The 17,527-nt window shown below is 50.3% G+C and carries 13 protein-coding genes; 7 read left to right on the forward strand and 6 right to left on the reverse strand.

Annotated features, from left to right (window positions below; all coding sequences use genetic code 11):
• Nucleotides 1-26: 26 nt before the first annotated feature.
• The 4 genes from ACZ50P_RS10505 to ACZ50P_RS10520 all read right to left on the reverse strand — a co-directional run bounded on the left by ACZ50P_RS10505 (nt 27) and on the right by ACZ50P_RS10520 (nt 6,174).
• A complete protein-coding gene (locus ACZ50P_RS10505; protein ID WP_464131004.1) occupies nt 27-1,211 on the reverse strand; it encodes a THUMP domain-containing class I SAM-dependent RNA methyltransferase in 1,185 nt (394 codons plus the stop codon).
• Nucleotides 1,212-1,379: 168 nt separating this feature from the next.
• Nucleotides 1,380-2,447: a hypothetical protein gene (locus ACZ50P_RS10510; protein WP_464131006.1), complete on the reverse strand. Its 1,068-nt coding sequence runs from the start codon at nt 2,445-2,447 to the stop codon at nt 1,380-1,382.
• Between the two features lie 15 nt (nt 2,448-2,462).
• On the reverse strand, nt 2,463-4,817 hold the full coding sequence (locus tag ACZ50P_RS10515; protein ID WP_464131008.1) for a hypothetical protein: 2,355 nt from the start codon (nt 4,815-4,817) through the stop codon (nt 2,463-2,465).
• Nucleotides 4,807-6,174, reverse strand: coding sequence for a hypothetical protein (locus ACZ50P_RS10520; RefSeq protein ID WP_464131011.1), 1,368 nt, complete (start codon nt 6,172-6,174; stop codon nt 4,807-4,809). The genes ACZ50P_RS10515 and ACZ50P_RS10520 overlap by 11 nt, the downstream gene beginning before the upstream one ends.
• A gap of 123 nt (nt 6,175-6,297) precedes the next feature.
• Here ACZ50P_RS10520 and ACZ50P_RS10525 point away from each other — a divergent pair, with 123 nt between their 5' ends.
• From ACZ50P_RS10525 to ACZ50P_RS10555, 7 genes are all read left to right on the forward strand, one after another.
• Nucleotides 6,298-7,344 (forward strand): glycosyltransferase family 9 protein, encoded by a 1,047-nt coding sequence (locus ACZ50P_RS10525; protein WP_464131013.1) that lies wholly within the window; start codon nt 6,298-6,300, stop codon nt 7,342-7,344.
• Complete coding sequence (locus ACZ50P_RS10530) at nt 7,341-8,639, forward strand: 3-deoxy-D-manno-octulosonic acid transferase (RefSeq protein ID WP_464131014.1); 1,299 nt, start codon at nt 7,341-7,343, stop codon at nt 8,637-8,639. The genes ACZ50P_RS10525 and ACZ50P_RS10530 overlap by 4 nt, the downstream gene beginning before the upstream one ends.
• A gap of 81 nt (nt 8,640-8,720) precedes the next feature.
• Nucleotides 8,721-10,049 (forward strand): chloride channel protein, encoded by a 1,329-nt coding sequence (locus ACZ50P_RS10535; protein WP_464117167.1) that lies wholly within the window; start codon nt 8,721-8,723, stop codon nt 10,047-10,049.
• Nucleotides 10,046-10,417 (forward strand): hypothetical protein, encoded by a 372-nt coding sequence (locus ACZ50P_RS10540; RefSeq protein WP_464131016.1) that lies wholly within the window; start codon nt 10,046-10,048, stop codon nt 10,415-10,417. Before ACZ50P_RS10535 ends, ACZ50P_RS10540 begins: the two co-directional genes overlap by 4 nt.
• An 81-nt stretch (nt 10,418-10,498) precedes the next feature.
• Nucleotides 10,499-10,969 (forward strand): hypothetical protein, encoded by a 471-nt coding sequence (locus tag ACZ50P_RS10545; protein WP_464131018.1) that lies wholly within the window; start codon nt 10,499-10,501, stop codon nt 10,967-10,969.
• Between the two features lie 149 nt (nt 10,970-11,118).
• Entirely contained in the window at nt 11,119-12,252 is a 1,134-nt protein-coding gene (locus tag ACZ50P_RS10550; protein ID WP_464131020.1) for a hypothetical protein, read from the forward strand.
• On the forward strand, nt 12,239-15,541 hold the full coding sequence (locus ACZ50P_RS10555; RefSeq protein ID WP_464131022.1) for a hypothetical protein: 3,303 nt from the start codon (nt 12,239-12,241) through the stop codon (nt 15,539-15,541). Before ACZ50P_RS10550 ends, ACZ50P_RS10555 begins: the two co-directional genes overlap by 14 nt.
• A gap of 32 nt (nt 15,542-15,573) precedes the next feature.
• On the opposite strand, the gene ACZ50P_RS10560 is transcribed toward ACZ50P_RS10555, so the two are convergent.
• On the reverse strand, nt 15,574-16,707 hold the full coding sequence (locus ACZ50P_RS10560) for an alkaline phosphatase D family protein (RefSeq protein ID WP_464131023.1): 1,134 nt from the start codon (nt 16,705-16,707) through the stop codon (nt 15,574-15,576).
• Between the two features lie 45 nt (nt 16,708-16,752).
• On the reverse strand, nt 16,753-17,520 hold the full coding sequence (locus ACZ50P_RS10565) for a helical backbone metal receptor (protein WP_464117173.1): 768 nt from the start codon (nt 17,518-17,520) through the stop codon (nt 16,753-16,755).
• Nucleotides 17,521-17,527: the final 7 nt, after the last annotated feature.

Consider the following 17,527-nt stretch of genomic DNA (forward strand, 5'->3'; position numbering starts at 1 on the left):
GCAAATTCTAACCAATTCCTAAAAATTTACAGGCGTGTCAAAATAGTGAACAGGCAGCGCAAGCCCCCGTTATTGACCCTAATCTCTTTAATTAGCTTATAGCCCGCAGGGACTGCCGAAAGACGCTCTTTTTCCGGATAAAGGACCCCGATCTTTTGTGGTTTATGACGCAGGCAGAGCTCCTTTACCAAGGTTTTTAGCCCCCCATGATCCGCCACCGGCAACCGCTCTCCATAAGGAGGGTTTACCACCAGCCATAACGGGCCGTCCTGGGAAGTCTCAAGCTTCAGGGCATCTCCGTGGATAAAATTATGCGGAGCAGACACAAACCCGGCTCTTTGCACCACCTGGAGTTGGCGCTCCACCTCGGCGAAGTTTTTCTCTGCCGCCGGGATCATATCCGCGTCGATGTCATAGCCAACATAGGCCTTAAAAGGCATGCGTGCAGGCAAAGTGTAATTCAGCGCAAAACTGGAAGAGGCAAAAAGCTTCGGCGCGCGTTTCCATTTTTTGAAGGCAAACTCACGGGAAAACTGTCCAGCCCAGAGGGCGCGGGCTTCACCCAGGAACGTTCCTGACCCCATCATCGGGTCTAACAACGTGATCCCTGCAAGTTCCGCTGAGGAGGTATTGCCAATCATTTCCTCTAAAAGAAAGGCCGCGATGGTTTCACGTAAAGGGGCCTCACCTTTCAGCACAGACCAGCCGCGCTTATGCAGATGCTCCCCGGTGGAATCTAGACTGATCGTGCACAGATCATCGTCCATGCGGATGTAAATACTCGCACAGGATTCGGTGCCTTTTTGGCCTTTGAAGACTTCATTCAAAGCAGTCTCGGCACTTTCCTGAAGGCGCTTTTCATTATTCAGACGACTTTTTTGCGCGGCCACCTCCCACGTCACATTCGCGTGAGGCAGAAAATCCAACCAGGGAAGGCCTTTGAATTTTTGATAGAACTTCGGCAGATCTTTCGCCTTGAACGAAGTCATGCGCAACAAGATACGATTGGCTGTTTTTAGGAAGAAGTTCAGTTGCAGACCTATGAAAAGTTCGGTTTCAAATTCCAGCCCGCCCTCAAGAACGGCGACTTCCGGAAACGGCAACGAATGAGGCTTGGCATCTTTACCCAAAAGATAAGGCCAGACTTCTTTCATCTCTGCCAAAGTCCGCTTTTCAAAATCCAAAGGTGTCGCAACAAAAAACTTATTCAAAAGGTACCTGCTTACTTTTACAGAAGCGTCGCAAAAAAACTCGACGTCCCTTTTAATAACACACCATAGCCAGAAAAAACAACCAGGCACCTTTTACCCCCAGCTGCAAGGCGGAGGAGACCCGCACAGCGTAGGCGTGCTATTAGTCAGATGGGGGCTTGGATGTGCTCAGAAGCGCCAGTAGGCGTCGAATAGTAGGTAATATCCATCTTCCGGGGCAAACTTCACCGAAGTGATGTTGGTGGAATTCAGAGATAAGCTGAGATGGAATTGATCCCAGATTTTGACGTAGCTGAGATAACCCCCGACCGCTTTGGATTCAAAGTTATAACTCGGGCCCAGAAGGATGCGGTTCCAGTCATCAAGGATGAATTCGTATCCTGTCTGGAAGGAACTCGTCCCCAGAGATTTGATCGCAGTGGCATTCTGGGCATCCTCAAAACTAAACAAAGCGACGGATAGCAGTGTGTGCGAAATCACGCTTTCAGATGAAATGGAATCCCAATAAATATTCAAATTTAACGTCGAGCGAGTTTCCGAAGGAATACGCGCGAAATTTAGACCTGCGGCGAAGTTGTTCGATGCAGATTGATACACCCGCATCTTGCCAGTGGCATTGTAGGCTCCCAGCAAATCCGCTGGAATGATGGTGGAAACCGTCAGCCATTCTTTCCAGCCATAGTTCACTTGACCAAACCAAGTGACCAGATACTCGCCCTCCCACAAGGTCTCTGCCGTTTCGCCCACGGCGATACCTTGCGTGAACAGAGGTTTATATTTGGACGATGTTTCTTTGGTGCCTTTTTTAATGATCAGATCCGTGGTGCCCTTGTACTTTTGATTCTCCGAACTCAGATCCAGGTGCATGATCTGATCCCCGATCTGAATGAAGTTCATGCGCGACTGGCGCAGCAATTCACACGTCAGCTCATAGGTGCCGTCCTGCTTGTTCTCAATTCCCGTCACCTCGACAAAGCCGACAATCCCCACCGCAGGGGTTTGGGATTCAATCGCGACGATTTCACCGATGTACCAGTCACTGGCGGTGCTAAGGACTCTCAGTGTTTTATTGTCGACGAAAGAATCAATACGGCCACGGGCTTCAACCTGGGGTCTGGGAAGATCCGAGGCTGGTTCGCGAAGAATGATCGGCACTTCCTCGTCCATGGACGAAAAAGCATGTGCCGAAAAAGACACGATCAGGGCTGTGAAAACCGCAAGGGACCGCCAAAGCATGTCCCGAAGCCTAGCTTACTTTCCAACCTTGTTCAATTGATCCTTCAATGTGCCAAAAAGACGGGCGATTTCCATGCGCTGGGCATCGTCCAAACCCCAAAGCTTGCTGAACTGGAAGCCCAAAATGCCACCGGCTCCGGGGATTTCGCCATAGAACACCAGGTGCGCAAAGCCTTCTTTGATCAGGAACTCAAATGACGTTGGACTGACCTTTTTAAAGAAGGACATGAATCTTGGCGCCGAAGAATAGACCTCGTCCAGGGATAGCCCCTGATTGTGGTCGGCATCATAAATCACCATCACGGTTTCAATATAATGCAGGATCGTGACCATCGTGCGCACGTTGGCAGTTTCAATCAATCCCGCCTTCTGCGTTGGACTTAAAGAGGCCGCCAGTAGATACCCAAAGAACTCATTCCATTGAGCATCGTTCAGGCGCTGCACATAGTTCACCATGCCTGGCAAATTATTGAAATACACGCTCATATGCTTGCGCAGCTGCGCCTTGAAACAAGCCTCTTTCATGTAAGCAAAGCCAAAGACATCCTTTTCCGCCACCGTACAGCGCGCCAGCTCCATATGTTTGGAAACCGCGTTGGACGTGGAAAGGCCGGCAGAGAACAAGATACTGACGAACTCAAAAGTTTCCTTCTGATCCATGCCCTCATCGCCGTTACCGCTGAACGTGAAGAAGTTAGCTTCAAGGAAGCTGCGTGAACCGGAATTGGCCGAGCGCGGGTCGAAGGCCTTTAACAGCAGTCCCACTTCCTGGAAGTCCTCATACCACTGCACCAGTCCCTTTTCACTCATAGCCGCCTGACTCAGTCGACCCGACACGCGATCCCCATAGCCCAAAAGCAGCATACGAGATAGCGCCCTCATCAGATTGAATTTGGTGAGTGCTTTCCAGTTTTGTTTCGTATCACCCGCGGCGATGACCATGCGACCGTCGGCATTAAAGCTGACCATGCGAGGATTCTTCAGCAGGTCGCCAAAATCCTGCCACGAGTTCTGTAAGGCCTTCTGCTCGAACACATCCGGGGTCAGTCCTTTTTCAATGACCGTGGTCTTGTCGAATTTTTCATAAGACTGAATCAGCTGTTTTTGCGTGACGCCCCCGCCGGTTTGCTTGAATGGCAGGAAGTCGATAAAGCTTTGATGCAAACGCCAGATATTCAGCTCGCGCTGCACGCTGAGCAGATGTTTTTTCTCTAATCCCAAAAGTCCCCGGGAATCCTGCGGGCGGGCCGGATCCAGGATCTTCATCAAGACCACTTTGTAGGTTTTGGTGATCGCCTTGAAGTAGTCTTCCATACGGGCCTGGGCCTGGACTTCGTCCAACGTGGCATCCACAGGCACAAGGGATGGCAGCATCTGACGAATCAGAGTGTCAATATCCTCCACCGGAATACGGCCTGAAGACTTCATCTGGTGAGAGTTCATCAGCAGATCCAACCCTTGCGTGATAAACTGACTTGTCTGGCGCAGCTTCGCGGGATCATTAAACTCGAGGTCCCCGATGACATAATAGTATTTTAGCGCCAGCTCATACAGATCCAACAACGTGTCCAGACTTTCGCTCCACTGATAAAGCCCGGCGAAGTTGGCCCGTTTTCCCATCAAAACGACCTTCACGGATTCCACCATCGGAACCCACCTGCTGTACTTCTGATATGGAGCAAAGGGCTCTTGTCCGCGGATGAATTCGGCAAAACCGCTGAGGGCCCGCTTGGCGTCCTCGAAGCTGTAATCTGACTTTGCCACCTGAGTTTTTTCCAGCAGACGCTGCAGGGATTTTCGCAACTGACCAATGGCAGCGGAAATTTGCTCCCACTCGGTCTTCTTTTCCTGATTCTGATCCAACAGGACTTTCACATGCGGGGAAAGCGCTATGGATTCATCGCGCAGCAACTGAAGAATCTCTACCAGACGAACGATTTCGTCTTTGGTGATATGACCGACAGAACCACCCAGAAGAGCCTTTTTGATCTTCATTAATTCGGCGGCAAATTCTGGCGTCACGTTGTTCTTTTTCAGGAAGTACTTCCCGAAGAACTTGCGCATTTCCTCGACTGTATAGGCATCCTGCAGGGAGCCAAAGGTTTTCTTATTAAAGTACGTCAAGGCCTCGGTCATACAATCAAAGCCCTCTGTGATTTCAGAAGACTTGGCCTCGCCGATAGAGAACTTTTCAAGATGAGATGGAATCTCCTGCAAGCAGGCAAAACGCTTGTCGGAAAACTCGATAACCTCGGGTTCGACTTTTTTGCCATTCAGGAACTCACTGCATCCCACAGTTCCGGCGGTGATTGAAACCGCCAGCAATGAGCCTAAGATCTTACGCCATGGCAGGAGAGCTTTAGAAGACATACGCTGCTCCCAACATCAATCGATCGTTATTCACAAACTGCGCAACTTCATTTTGATTATTCTTGTCGGCGGGCTCCGCTTTGACCAACTGGGCCTCGCCAATAAAGGACCACAAGCCGGACAAACGGAATCTGGCGCTGACCCGGATCAGATCAAATTTGTTTTTCTCGGAATGCGTGTAGCTGAGTTTTGTGATCAGACGTTTGGTTTTACGGAAATTAAAGTTCCCCATAACCGACACCTGCGTGGCCTCTTGATAAGGATAACGGGTCATCAGGGCGGCCCGATTGTCGCTGGCAAGCTCCCCTTCTTCCTTCACCTGACCACCGAAAATATCCAGGTGTTGCACCGCCACACCGAAGGCTCCCGTGGCCCACTCAATAAACGGACTGACCAAAACGGCATCTTCAAAGACCGGATGAGTCCACTTTTCTTCGAAGATGTCATCTTTGCTTGGCTTGTCGTAAAGACCACTGACACCAAAGCGGAAGCGTTCGTATTTATAGCTAATATCCCCTCCGACCAGGGAATGATAGAAGACCTGCGGCTGCAGATTCACAGCGCCTTTAAGCTCTGCCACATTCAGATTTCCTTCATAGCCGATGGCCAGTTGGTTGGCAGGTTTATAGGTGTACGCCAGTTGTCCACGCAGACTTTGTGGGTCACCAAAGGACAGCTTCAGGCCGAAAGAGTTTTGCAAAACAACCTGGCTTTCGCTGGGCTTTTCAAACTTATAGTCAATGGCAGTGGCCTCTTGCCAAATGCGGATACTTTCCGGGGGACGACGGAACCACGGGTTGCCTTTCACGAAAGTGCCGTCCTCAATTTCAAAGCTGGGGCCCTGATCCGGGATATAAAGCGGAGACGCAAATAGAACCAGAGTATAATATGGTTTATCCACCTGCCAGAACAGGCCGGTCAAACCCTGATTTTCAGCATTCAGCGGGTTCCATTTAAACAGAGGCTCCCACACGCCCAGGTCCCAGCGCGTGTCGAGCTCATTCCAGAGCATTTTCTTGCGCCCCAGATAGAAGGTTTCGGTTTCGCTTTGGCGGCTTTGCACATAGAACTCAGAGATATTCAGATAATTTAAAAGCGGCGCCCCGATGGCGACTCCCCCGGACACGTCCATTTTAAGGCTGTCCTCAGAAAAAGGGTCCGTCTTTATTTGAGCACCCACAAACTGATAGTTGGTCTTTTCAGCCGACTCAAAAGTGGGACTGATAAAGGAATCTGAGAATAAACGCATCTCGGTCTGCACCTGAGCCGATGCAAACAGCGGAGTCAAAAGCAGTGCTAATGAACCTACTAAAGATGCTAAATAGGCCCCCAAAACGGGGACTTGTTTGAAAGCCATGGGCCTCCTGTCCTAGGACTTTTACTTCAATGCCCATGCCCGGCCAGATCGCCTATATGCGGAATCCTCTTAAAAGCTTTTAAACAAGTGACCTTTTTCGGCGCCTTTGCTAATCTTAACCCCATGTTATTACGGGACCCTAAAAATGCTAAATTTTTAATCATTCGCTTTTCCAGCTTCGGAGACGTCGTTCAAACCCTGAGCGTTCCTTCGGCTATCAAAGCATCTTTCCCGGAAGCCCAAATTCATTGGATCACCCGTAAAGATATGGCCCCGTTGCTTAAGAACCATCCCAACATTGATAAGATCTGGGAATTCGACCGTAAGGCTGGGCTCAAAGGCTTAATTCGCCTGTGCCTGCAAATGCGCCGCGAGGGCTTCACCCATATCTATGATGCCCACAACAACATGCGTTCGCGCGTGATCACGTGGATTCTTCGCCCGCTGGGAGTTTTAGGCGTCGGACCCAAATTCATTCGTCGCTCGATCCGCCGCTGGAAAAGATTTTTGCTCTTCAAATTCCGCATCAACACTTTTGAAATGCCCTTCTCCGGGCAGCGCGATTTGCTGGAGCCTTTGCAGTCATGGGGCATTTCAAAAGTTTCACCGGCAGCACCTCAGATTTTCCCCAGCGAAGAAAGTCACAAAAAAGCCCAGGAGGTCCTGGGGCCCTATGCCGACTGTGTCGCACTGGCCCCCTCTGCCGCTTTCTTCCTGAAACGCTGGCCGAAAGAATACTGGAAAGAGTTGATTCTTTTAAATCCCGATCAGCGTTTCGTTTTACTGGGAGGCCCCGAGGATTCCTTTATCGAGGACATCCGCGATGTCGCGCCGGAAAGAGTTCTGAATCTGGCGGGCAAGTGTTCTTTGCAAGTCAGCTCCAGCGTGGTGGCATTGTCACGAATGTTGATCAGCAACGACACGGGTCTTTTGCACGTGGCAGAACAGCTGGGGCAAAGAACCATTGCTTTGATGGGACCTGCGCCATTTGGCTTCCCGTCCCGCGGCAGCACGAAAGTTCTGGAGATTGAATTAAAATGCCGTCCTTGCAGCAAACACGGCCAGGGGCCTTGCGTGAACAAGGAAAAGTACCATCAGTGCCTGGTCGACATCACACCAGAACAAGTCACTCGTGAAATGAAGCAGCTTCTGAGGACTTCGCACCGATGAACACTTTGACCTTTTTGTTTTATAAGTATGCCATTGTCCCCTTGGCGTTCATGCTGCTGCAACTAACCCGCCCTTTTTTAAAGGGCAAGCTGCGGGAAATGATCGAAGATAAAAACACAGGCTTTTATCGCATCAAGATCAAAGACAGCGAAGTGGAACTGGCGGCCGCCCGCCCCATCTGGATTCACGCAGCTAGCGGAGAAATCGAATACGCCCGGCCCGTCATTCGCGAACTAAAAAAACAATATCCTTATCTTCCCATCATGGTGACTTATTCATCCCCTTCCGCAAAGAAGATTCTGGAAAGTCTTCATGATGTGGATCTATGGTGTGCCCTTCCCTGGGACATTGATTTTCTGATGAAGAGATTCATCAGAAAGTGGAACCCGCGTGTGTTGCTGTTCTCTCGCACCGATGTGTGGCCGGTGCTTGTGGAAGTCGCAAAAAAAGAGCGCCTGCCTGCGGCTTTGTTCTCGGCCACCTTTGCTGACAATTCGTCCCGCCTGAAAGGGATCACGCGCTATCTGACCAGATACTCTCTGAACCACTTGCATGAGATCCACTGTGTTTCCGCCGAAGACATTCAGAATCTGGATGCCTTAAAGCTGCAGGTTCCCCTGAAGGTCAGCGGCGACACACGTTTTGATCAGGTCTTTCACCGCCTGGAAAATCCCAAAGCGCTGAAAAGCAGCCTTATGCCCAGCCCGGAAGATTTTGTTTTTATTGCAGGCTCTACCTGGCCCGAAGATGAACTGGTGTTGCTGCCGGCGCTGGAAAAGTTGCAAGGCATGTACCTGCGCACGATTCTGGCCCCGCATGAAACCACGGCCAGCCACTTGGAGCATTTGGAAAATCAGATTCGCGCTTTGGGCATGAAATCCGTGCGCTATTCACAAGTCGAAACCTGGAATGCCGGAGATATTCTCATCATCGATCAGGTCGGCATTCTGGCCGAGCTGTACACCTGGGCGGATATTGCTTTCATCGGGGGCTCGTTCAAAAAACAGGTGCACAGCGTGATGGAGGCTCTGGCGGCGGGACTCCCGGTGATGGTGGGCCCTTTTCATCGCAACAATCGCGAGGCCCTTTTCTATCAGAAAAAAACATATTCTTCGGGTATGGTCGTGCAAGTGGTCCACACCTCGGCCGATGTCGCCGTTCTTTTGCAAAGAATGAAAAAGCAACAAGATCAGTCTCCGCACATTAAAGAGGAAATCCGCGCCGAAATTGGAAAGAATCGCCATTCCACTCAAAGAGTGTTGTCTTCTATCGAAAAGGTTCTGAGTGAAAATTGACGCATCGTTTCGATGCGTAGCCACATGCGTTGACGGCATCTCGAACTAGGAACATTTATGGGTCTTTGCATAGGAGCCCATGTGTCTTCTCGGGAACTCAATCGCCGCCGCCGTGTTTTTCTTATTTGCACGTTAAGTTGTGCAGTCGCGATCGTCAGTGTGGGCGTGGCCCACCTGCTTTTGCTTGGAATCAACTTCTGCACCAATCTTTTTTACTTCCAAACTTTTTCACTGCACGAAAGTTCTCCGGCTGAAAACAATCTGGGCCTGCTGGCCATTATAATTCCTGCCATCGGAGGGCTGATCGTCGGAGCCATGGCGAAGTTTGGCTCTTCCAGCATTCGCGGCCATGGCATCCCCGAAGCGATGGAAAATATTCTTCAAAAAGAAAGCCGCATCCCTCGTCGTATCACCTTCTTAAAGCCCTTTTCTTCTGCCATCGCCATTGGCTCTGGAGGTCCGTTTGGCGCTGAAGGCCCGATCATTGCCACTGGGGGCGCCCTGGGATCATGGCTAGGACAAGTGGTGCCCGTCAGTCCTTACGAACGAAAGATCATTCTGGCGTCCGGCGCTGCTGCTGGTATGACTGCAATTTTCGGCACCCCTTTGGCTGCCGTGCTGCTGGCCATTGAACTGCTGCTATTTGAATATCGTCCCAAATCCTTTGTGCCTGTGGCTTTGGCAACGGTGGTGGCTGCGACTCTGCGTTCTGTTTTTAGCGAAAAGGCCGCCTTCTTTGTCATGCCCTCACTGGTGACGCCCGACCTGCAAAGTTTGCTTGCATATCTGGTCTTTGGGGCCTTGGTCGGAGCTCTGTCCGTGATTGTGACAAAGTCCGTTTACTGGGTCGAGGATCTATTTGAACATATACCTGTGCACTGGATGTGGTGGCCAGCCTTGGGAGGCCTGGCCGTCGGCATGATTGGAATGATAGAACCATGCGCCTTGGGCGTGGGCTATGACAACATCACTTCCAGTCTGGCGGGAACCTTGACTGTCAGTGCGGCCTTCAGCATTTTTATATGGAAGTTTTTAGCGTGGTCTTTAGCTTTAGGCAGCGGCACCTCCGGTGGAACTCTTGCTCCGATCCTGACCTTGGGATCTGCGTTTGGCTTTCTGGTGGGAACTTTCCTGGCCACCTACTTCCCTGCGCTGCACACTGACACCAGCACCATGGCACTGATTGGGATGGCCGCCTTGTTTGCAGGTTCGTCACGTGCGCTTCTGGCCTCGGTGATATTTGCTTTGGAAGGAACAAAACAACCCGTGGGACTTGTTCCGCTGCTGGGTTGCTGTTCCATCGCGTATCTTATATCCCTGAGCACAATGAAGAACACAATCATGACCGAAAAAATTGTCCGTCGTGGTTTGAAAGTTCCCCACGAATACTACGGAGGCATCCCTTCATGAGCACAATAAAAATCCAAGCCATCGCCAACAGCAACTTTGATAAAATCGAATACGGACATGCGGAGATACGACGTTTTTCCCGTACTGAAATTTTGCAGAAGTCCCTGAAGCAACTGGTGCTTTTCTGGGGACTGGCGGTGATCAGTGTTCTTTTGCCCGTCGTGCACTTCGTGCTGGTTCCGCTGTTCTTTGTCATGGGAGCCTATCTAGCCCTTCAAGCCAGAAAACAGAAACAAGAGATCCTCTCGGGCGCCGTGAACTGCCCGCAGTGCCAACAGCCTGTGACGATCAATAAATCCGCCTTTTTGGAGGAGCACACCGAAATCTGTCAGAATTGCGCCTCTGTGGTGAAAATCTCGCTGCCGTAATTTGACACCTCTTTGGAAAATTATTTCCTTGCGAAACTTTCACGGGAGGCATCCATAAGGCATCTGTTATGGTCTTCCCCTATGCAGAAACTATTCTTCCTTCTAGTTCTTGGTTTTTCCAGTCTGGCGCATGCCCAGGACCCTTTGTGCTATCAGAAGGAGAAAAACCCTCTCACCCGCCAGGCTTTCCAAAGCGCTGAAGAATACACGTCTGTTCGCGAAGACTGGGCACAACGCAATCCCGGCACGGGAAATCCTTTTTCCCTTATCAAGGCTTACAAAATCTACAAAAATGAGAAAAACAAAGCCGAACGCATGGGCACGGACAAACTGGCTCATTGCTATATGGGCTGTCGCATTTCTCAGGAAACCAGTTTTGCCACGGCCGACTATGTCGGCTGGTTGAAAGAAGATCGCGACATCACCGATTGTAATATCAAAACTCACTTTGACGAAGACGACTACGAAGCCACTCGACGTGGAGCCCAGTACGGAGAATCTCAAAGAGACACACAAGGGTGTGAACAGGCCTGCAAACAGGTCTATCGCTAGGCTTTCCCTCGTAAAATGAAGAAACCTCGCAGGTGACAATTGAGGGCACACTGTCGAAGGCCTTTTTATTAAGTCTTATATCTTTGAAATGGTCCAACCAAAACCGCGCACGGAACTTGAAATGATAGTGCGTAGGTAATGGGGTTGGCATGAGAAGAACTGCGATTTCAACACTTTGTCTCACTTTGATACTGACTGCGCAAACATGGGCGCAAGGTCAGATCAGCACTGTATTGCCTGAGACAAAAGAGCAAAGCCGCTTCTCTGCGGAATGGCGACTGCGCCTGCAAGGCTCTGACATCCATGACGATCGCAGCCAGGCCAAACTTGTGGATATTCGCACAGATATCAAAGCCAAGTACCTTCTGCATCGCTCTCTGCAATTGGACATTCAACCTTCACTGCGCCTGCAGTCCGGTCAGACTCAGTCTGTGGATGGCGCTGACAAAGCTGAAAACAAGATCCTTTTGAATCAGGCGGCCGCTCATTATCTGCCTTTCTCGTTCCTGCGCATGTCGGCTGGCGCATTGAATCAGCGCCATATGCACACCGACATTCTGGTCGACAGCATCGCATTCCCGGCAGCACGTCTGGAGGGACTGATGAAACTCGGCAACACCAAAACGACTTTGGGCATGGAAACAGCCATTCCCACGTCCACATCCTTAAGCACCAACACCAAGGACCTTGAAGCCACACCTTCCCTGAACACGGCTTCTGTGAAGTTCCAGTGGCAAGCTGCACGCAATCTGTACTGGAAGGCGTCTGCAGGCTATTTCATCTACAACAATCTTCCTTCCGCTGTGGCACAGAAATCCAACCTGCTGGGGAATGAAGTGGAAAAGATCTCTGAGGCTCAATACACCTTTAGGTACAAATATGAAGGTATCGAGGCCTCTGCAGAACTGGAATTCCCGGTGTTCAGTCTTTTGGATATCAAAGCCGGTGCGGAGTACCTGCAAAATCAAAAAGCCCCTTCGGATCAGAACACAGCCACTCGTTATTTCCTGGCGGGTGAAATTCACTTCAGCAAAGACATGGATCTGGTGGTGGAAGGCAGTTATTTCTCAATTGCACCTGAAGCGGCCGTGGCCTACTTCAACGCTTCCAGCTTTGAAACCAACCGTGTCGGTTATTCTGCAGAAAGCTATCTGGCGTTTAAAAAAGAAGGCTTCAATGTCGGCGTTAAGTACACAGACGCTGAAGTGATGTATCAACGGGAACCTCAATCGCGTGAAAAGACTTTGATGATTAAGCTGGAGACATCCTATGCAAATCTCTAAGACCACTCTACTAAAAGCTCTTTTTGGTCTTTCAGCCCTGTCTTTGGCAGGTTGCAACCTGCCAACACCACAGCAGAAAGAAAGTCTGGGCACCAGTGCAGCCACATTCACGGCGCAACCCATGGCGGACAAATCCAAAGCTTTGGAGGTGTCTGTGAATGGAAACTTTGCATTGCCAAATTCCAAAGTCTTCAACCTTCAGGCCTGCATCAAAGATGTGGCTTTTGATAAAATCGTGGCCGGCCACACCTTCCTGGTTGAAGAAGTGCAAAAGCAAGTCACCACTGACAAAGCCGGCTGCCTGACCTGGGCCGAGCGCGTGAACTTCAACTTCCTGGCAGAATCCCAGTACATCCGCATTGAAAGAACCATCAAGGGCACTGGCATGCACCGAGGCACTCAGAAAGTGGCCTTCGCAATCAATCCGTGGTCCCATGGGGAAAATCTGACTCCGGTCCTCAATCCAGATGATGGCAACAACATTCCCCGCCTGGTGGATAATCAGGAACAAGGCAAAATGGCTTTAAAAGGCCTATCACATGATGGCAGCACAGAAGCCCGCCGCCCTCTGTGGGTGGAAGATGGCCGTTTGTTCGTGACCGAGCAAAAGATGACAACTGATGGAGTCACTTTGGTTGTGGAAATGCGCCCGAATGTTTCCATCCAGATGACGAAAATGAATGGCGAAATGTTCCTGCGTCCTTTGACTGCAGGAACATTCAAAGCCAAAATGCAGTTGATCCATATCTATCAACACGACAACAAGGAAGTGCGCCGCCTGATGACGGTGTCTGAGGCTCAGGACGTGAAGATGGAAAACGGTTCTTTGGCGATCAAAGCACCCATGCATCTTCCCGCATTGCCAACACGCGGTCAAATCATGCTGGGCCTGAATCTGGAGCCGACCCAAGCTCCGCAGGGACTGATGTCCTTTGAAGGCCTGTATTTCCTGGGCGAATACGACCAGATCAAAGGGGCTTCGTTCCTTAAAATCAACACCATCGTGGCTCAGACGAAAGACTTCAAGCTTTCTCAATACGTCAATGCCCAGATGAATGAGGTTTCACAAGTCAATAAAGGTGGCACCATGGATCAGGACACCTATCAGAAGCCAAAGATCGAAGTGTCCCAGATGGAGTTCCGTTATATCCGCGTGGGTAAGGAGACAACCTCGACTCGTGAAATTTTCTATAACATCCGTGCCTGCGTCAGAAACGGTCTGGACCAGAAAAACACCCGTGCGCACACTTTCAAAATCACCAAGTTCCGTCAGTCTGAATCAGAGGAAGCCCGCACTGTGACTTTGAAAACTGACAACAATTCCTGCCTGAACTGGGATGAAAGCATCACGTTTAACTACTTCGATTGCCAGCACTACCTCAAAGGCCATGTCCAGATTGAAAACGCTGACCTGGGCATGAACGAAAAATTGGATCTGATCGTCAATCCTTGGGAGGCCTCCAGCGCCGTGGCCCGTGACATGCGCTATGTCGACACAAGCGAAAAACTGGTCCTGAGCTGTTCTCAGGAAAGCCGTCCGCGCTCTCAGGTGATGCTGGATAGCTATTCTTACAACACGCTTTCTTACAAGTACTCCATCGACAACGAACTGAATCTGACAGTTACCAAAAAGGTTCAGTTTAAAATGGATCCACGTTTGTTGATCTACTCAAGCCTGTCCAACGGTCGCTCAGAAACTCAGCGTCTGCGTGACGGGGTTTATCTGATGAAAATCGCCATCGTGCAAAACCGCGACTATGACCAACAGAACACTTACGTGGCTTCTGCAGACCGTTTTGTCAATGTGATGAACGGCCTGATCAACACGGATGTCACATTCCAGACCCAGGACCTTAAATCCCTGGGGAACCGCAATAACATTCTGGTGGAAATCCATCCCGTGGACGAAAGCAAAGTGATCGTGGATAAAGAAGAAATCCGCCTGAAGGATGCCTCCCAGTCGGTGGACTCTGCAATCGACACGGCTTCCACTTTGGAAAATCCGACCTATATCGGCCCGATCACTTTGAACATTGACGAATCCACTCGTCCTTTAAGAATTATGGATGCGTCTGCAATCAGCTCCTTCCTTTTGAAAGGTCAGGGCGAAAACAACACGTCTCAGAAAAATATCATTACTCGTATCGTAGCGGATGGTTTGAAAGTCAAAGCGGCCATCAGACAAAAAATCCAGGCTCGTGCCCAGAAAGAAGTCTTCGCCAAAGAAAACAATCTGAACCTGATCAACTTAAATCAGGTCGATGCCTCCCGCCCTCTGTTAAAGGCGTTGGGTATCACTTCCAATATCACTGAGCGCCTGCAAATCACCAAAGCCGATCTGCAGGGTCTGATGGCCACAGGCACACTGTCCCCGGCCACAGCAGAAAAACTTTGCGCTTTCTGGTCTACCGACTACATGGGCAAAGCCATGTTCCAAAGCAAGGGCGGCGCCGTGAACGATCATACTAAAACCGCCTTCGGCATGGATTGCATGGGCATGACTCGCAAGAACCCATCCAAATTCTTCCACGTGGAAAAACAAATGATCACCAAAGAAGTCGGCGGCATGCAGTACCTCAAAGGTCTGAATCAGGGGCTTTCCGTAGGTACAAGCTTCTCGCTGAGCGCTTCGACATCCAACTACTCCAGCCGTTCCACAAGCATTACGGCCAAAGTGGGTCTGTCTAAAAAATTCCTGGACCTGCTCTCTCTGGGCGTGGATCTGGGATACACCATGCAATGGGGTGTCTCTGAAAACAAGACGACCGGCAACTCCATTTCCGTCAATGGTTCTACATCCATGACTGTGCAGCAGAACATCTTCAAGGTGCGCGTGAACAAGCATGAACAGTGCGTGGTGATCCGTATGAATCCGACATTATTCATCAAAGACAGCAAATCCTGGTTTGGTCGCCGTGACTATGTCAACGTTCTGAATCACCGTCTGACAGATGAAGAAAAAGGTCAGGCCGTCACTCGTGGCATCATGTTGTGTGAAGGTGTTGTCAATAACAAGCCTGTGGATATCACCGAAAACTACTACCTGATTGCGCAGGAAACAGGTTCCAGCCAAATGCAGGATTCCGGCGATGCTCGTAACAGAAACTTCTTCCTGGCTTTGCGCTCAACTCAGGACTTCAACCGCTTTGTTCTGGCCATGAAGGGCAGCTTCGGCATACCAACGGGTTCTGAAAAGGAAGAAGATCCTCAAGCCCAGGCCACCAAGATGATGGAACAACTGTTCCAGATGCCAGCCCCCTCTTATCCAGGCATGCACCTGATGAGATAAAAAAAAGCCCACCGAGAAGGTGGGCTTTTGCTTTAAAGATTCAGACTCAAAGACTCAACAGGCTGATTGCTTTCATCCATCAGCATCAGCTTCACTTTCTTCTTCTTCCAGTCCCATTCAATCAGACCGAAGTTCAAAGCAGACACCGCTTTCCCAACATAGTGGAAATCATCCTCGCGGGTGGTCGTGGCGCCATTCAAAGGACCCACTGTCATATCGTACAGCGGCCCATAACCTTCCAGCAGATCCACCTTACCCAAGGAGCCAAAACCACGATTGCCACTGACTACCACGACTTTATGAGCCTTGGTCGCACGCAACGTATCGAAGAATTTCTGACGATCCAGCGGGAACAAACCCCATCGCTCCCACCCTCCTGAATTTGCCGCCATCTGAAGAGGTGACACGATCACGCGGTATTCGGCGTCCTTGCGCAACTCTGATTCCAACCAAGCCCACTGTCCAGAGCCCAACAAAGAGTCCGATTTGTTCCAGTTCTTTTTAAATTCTCCGTCGGTGCCCGCACTCAACCAAGGTGTCGCATAGAAGCGTGTGTCCAGCATGATAAACTGCACCCGTTTCCCCGGGGCCCCCAGGATCACCGAGTGCTCCACACCCCGGGCTGTGGTGGGTTGAAGTTTACCGATGTACTTCCAGTAGTCCAAAAAGGCCTGACGATTTTCATTCTTACCCTGGAAGCTGGAATCCCCGTTACGAATTCCGAAATCCAGCTCATCCCATACAGCCATAAACGGCACTTTGGCGCGCAGATCGCGGTACTCGGCAATCTGATCCAGTTTTTTGTATTGCGCGGAAAGAGGTTTTTCGTCATAGCGAACCGAGCTGACTGAATTTCCGGTGAAGACCACGACATCGGGTTGACTCTTGGCCACTTGCGACCACAGCTTTTGTTCCTGATCCTGCTGAGCACAGCAGACAAACGCCACACGATGCACACTTTGAACCTGACGAAGATCCTTTTGCGGAAGCTCGGATTGATAGTTGGACTCAGCTTGCATGCGCATCATTTTCAATGTCAGGGATTCTGGCGCCTGACTTTTTTCAGCGCAAGAGCTTGTCAGAAAAGTTGCCAGTAATGCCCAAGAAAGACGAGATGCCCAAGACGACATTTCCATAACGTGCAGATCCTTCCACTTAGAATTCATTCTTGAAATCAAGAGTTTTAATTGTATCTTAACAACTGGCTCTGTCTATGAATTCTTCGCGTAAGCCTCTTTAAGGAACTCCAAACTGCGGACGCCAAACCAGGAATAAGATTCCCCATTGACGACAGCGCCGTCGATGTTCATGGCTTTAAGCTCCGAGATTTTTTTCTGAAACGGAAACGGTTCCGAAGAAAACAGAGCAAAGGCGTGTTTGAAGTCCTCAATCTCGATCACCGGGTATTTTTCCCCCTCGGGGAAGCTGACTAATTTTGCGCCTAATTTTTCCAGCACCGAGCCGATGTAGGTTTCTCGGCTGACCGTCATCCAGGGCTTCTTCCAAATCAGATACAGGACTTCATCATAATCACGAGAGGGCGGACGCACCCACTCTAAAAAACCCGGAATCCTTTGCATATTCCACGGAAGCGGCGGGGCTTCGACTATATCCAGGGCCTCCACGGACATTTCCATCAGGGCCGGATTTTCAAAGTGCTCTCCCAAGCGTGCCAATTCTTTTTGCAAGGTCGCCAGTGAAGATACATGCGTGGCAAGATACGGAACGGGACATTCTTCTGCCATCTCAAGTGGATTTTCCTCTTGATCCAGCAGGACCAAATCCGGCTTTAGATCCGCGACCAGATCCCAGGAAACTTCCTTGGTGCCGCCGACGATGGGAATATTTGTGATCATTTTAGGGGGATGAATACAAAAGCGTGTGCGGCCAACAACCTGCACTCCCGCTCTTAACAGTGTTTCGGTCCATGACGGAACCATACTCACAACTCGCACTGCATCCTCCCTGAAGCACTTCATTTGTACC

This window comes from Bdellovibrio sp. CKG001, from assembly GCF_055397465.1.

Coding starts and splice junctions, on each gene's coding strand:
- ACZ50P_RS10510 (WP_464131006.1), bottom strand. CDS start 2,447: ATGCTTTGGCGGTCCCTTGCGGTTTTCACAGCCCTGATCGTGTCTTTT.
- ACZ50P_RS10515 (WP_464131008.1), bottom strand. CDS start 4,817: ATGTCTTCTAAAGCTCTCCTGCCATGGCGTAAGATCTTAGGCTCATTG.
- ACZ50P_RS10520 (WP_464131011.1), bottom strand. CDS start 6,174: ATGGCTTTCAAACAAGTCCCCGTTTTGGGGGCCTATTTAGCATCTTTA.
- ACZ50P_RS10525 (WP_464131013.1), top strand. CDS start 6,298: ATGTTATTACGGGACCCTAAAAATGCTAAATTTTTAATCATTCGCTTT.
- ACZ50P_RS10530 (WP_464131014.1), top strand. CDS start 7,341: ATGAACACTTTGACCTTTTTGTTTTATAAGTATGCCATTGTCCCCTTG.
- ACZ50P_RS10540 (WP_464131016.1), top strand. CDS start 10,046: ATGAGCACAATAAAAATCCAAGCCATCGCCAACAGCAACTTTGATAAA.
- ACZ50P_RS10545 (WP_464131018.1), top strand. CDS start 10,499: ATGCAGAAACTATTCTTCCTTCTAGTTCTTGGTTTTTCCAGTCTGGCG.
- ACZ50P_RS10550 (WP_464131020.1), top strand. CDS start 11,119: ATGAGAAGAACTGCGATTTCAACACTTTGTCTCACTTTGATACTGACT.
- ACZ50P_RS10555 (WP_464131022.1), top strand. CDS start 12,239: ATGCAAATCTCTAAGACCACTCTACTAAAAGCTCTTTTTGGTCTTTCA.
- ACZ50P_RS10560 (WP_464131023.1), bottom strand. CDS start 16,707: ATGAATTCTAAGTGGAAGGATCTGCACGTTATGGAAATGTCGTCTTGG.
- ACZ50P_RS10565 (WP_464117173.1), bottom strand. CDS start 17,520: ATGAAGTGCTTCAGGGAGGATGCAGTGCGAGTTGTGAGTATGGTTCCG.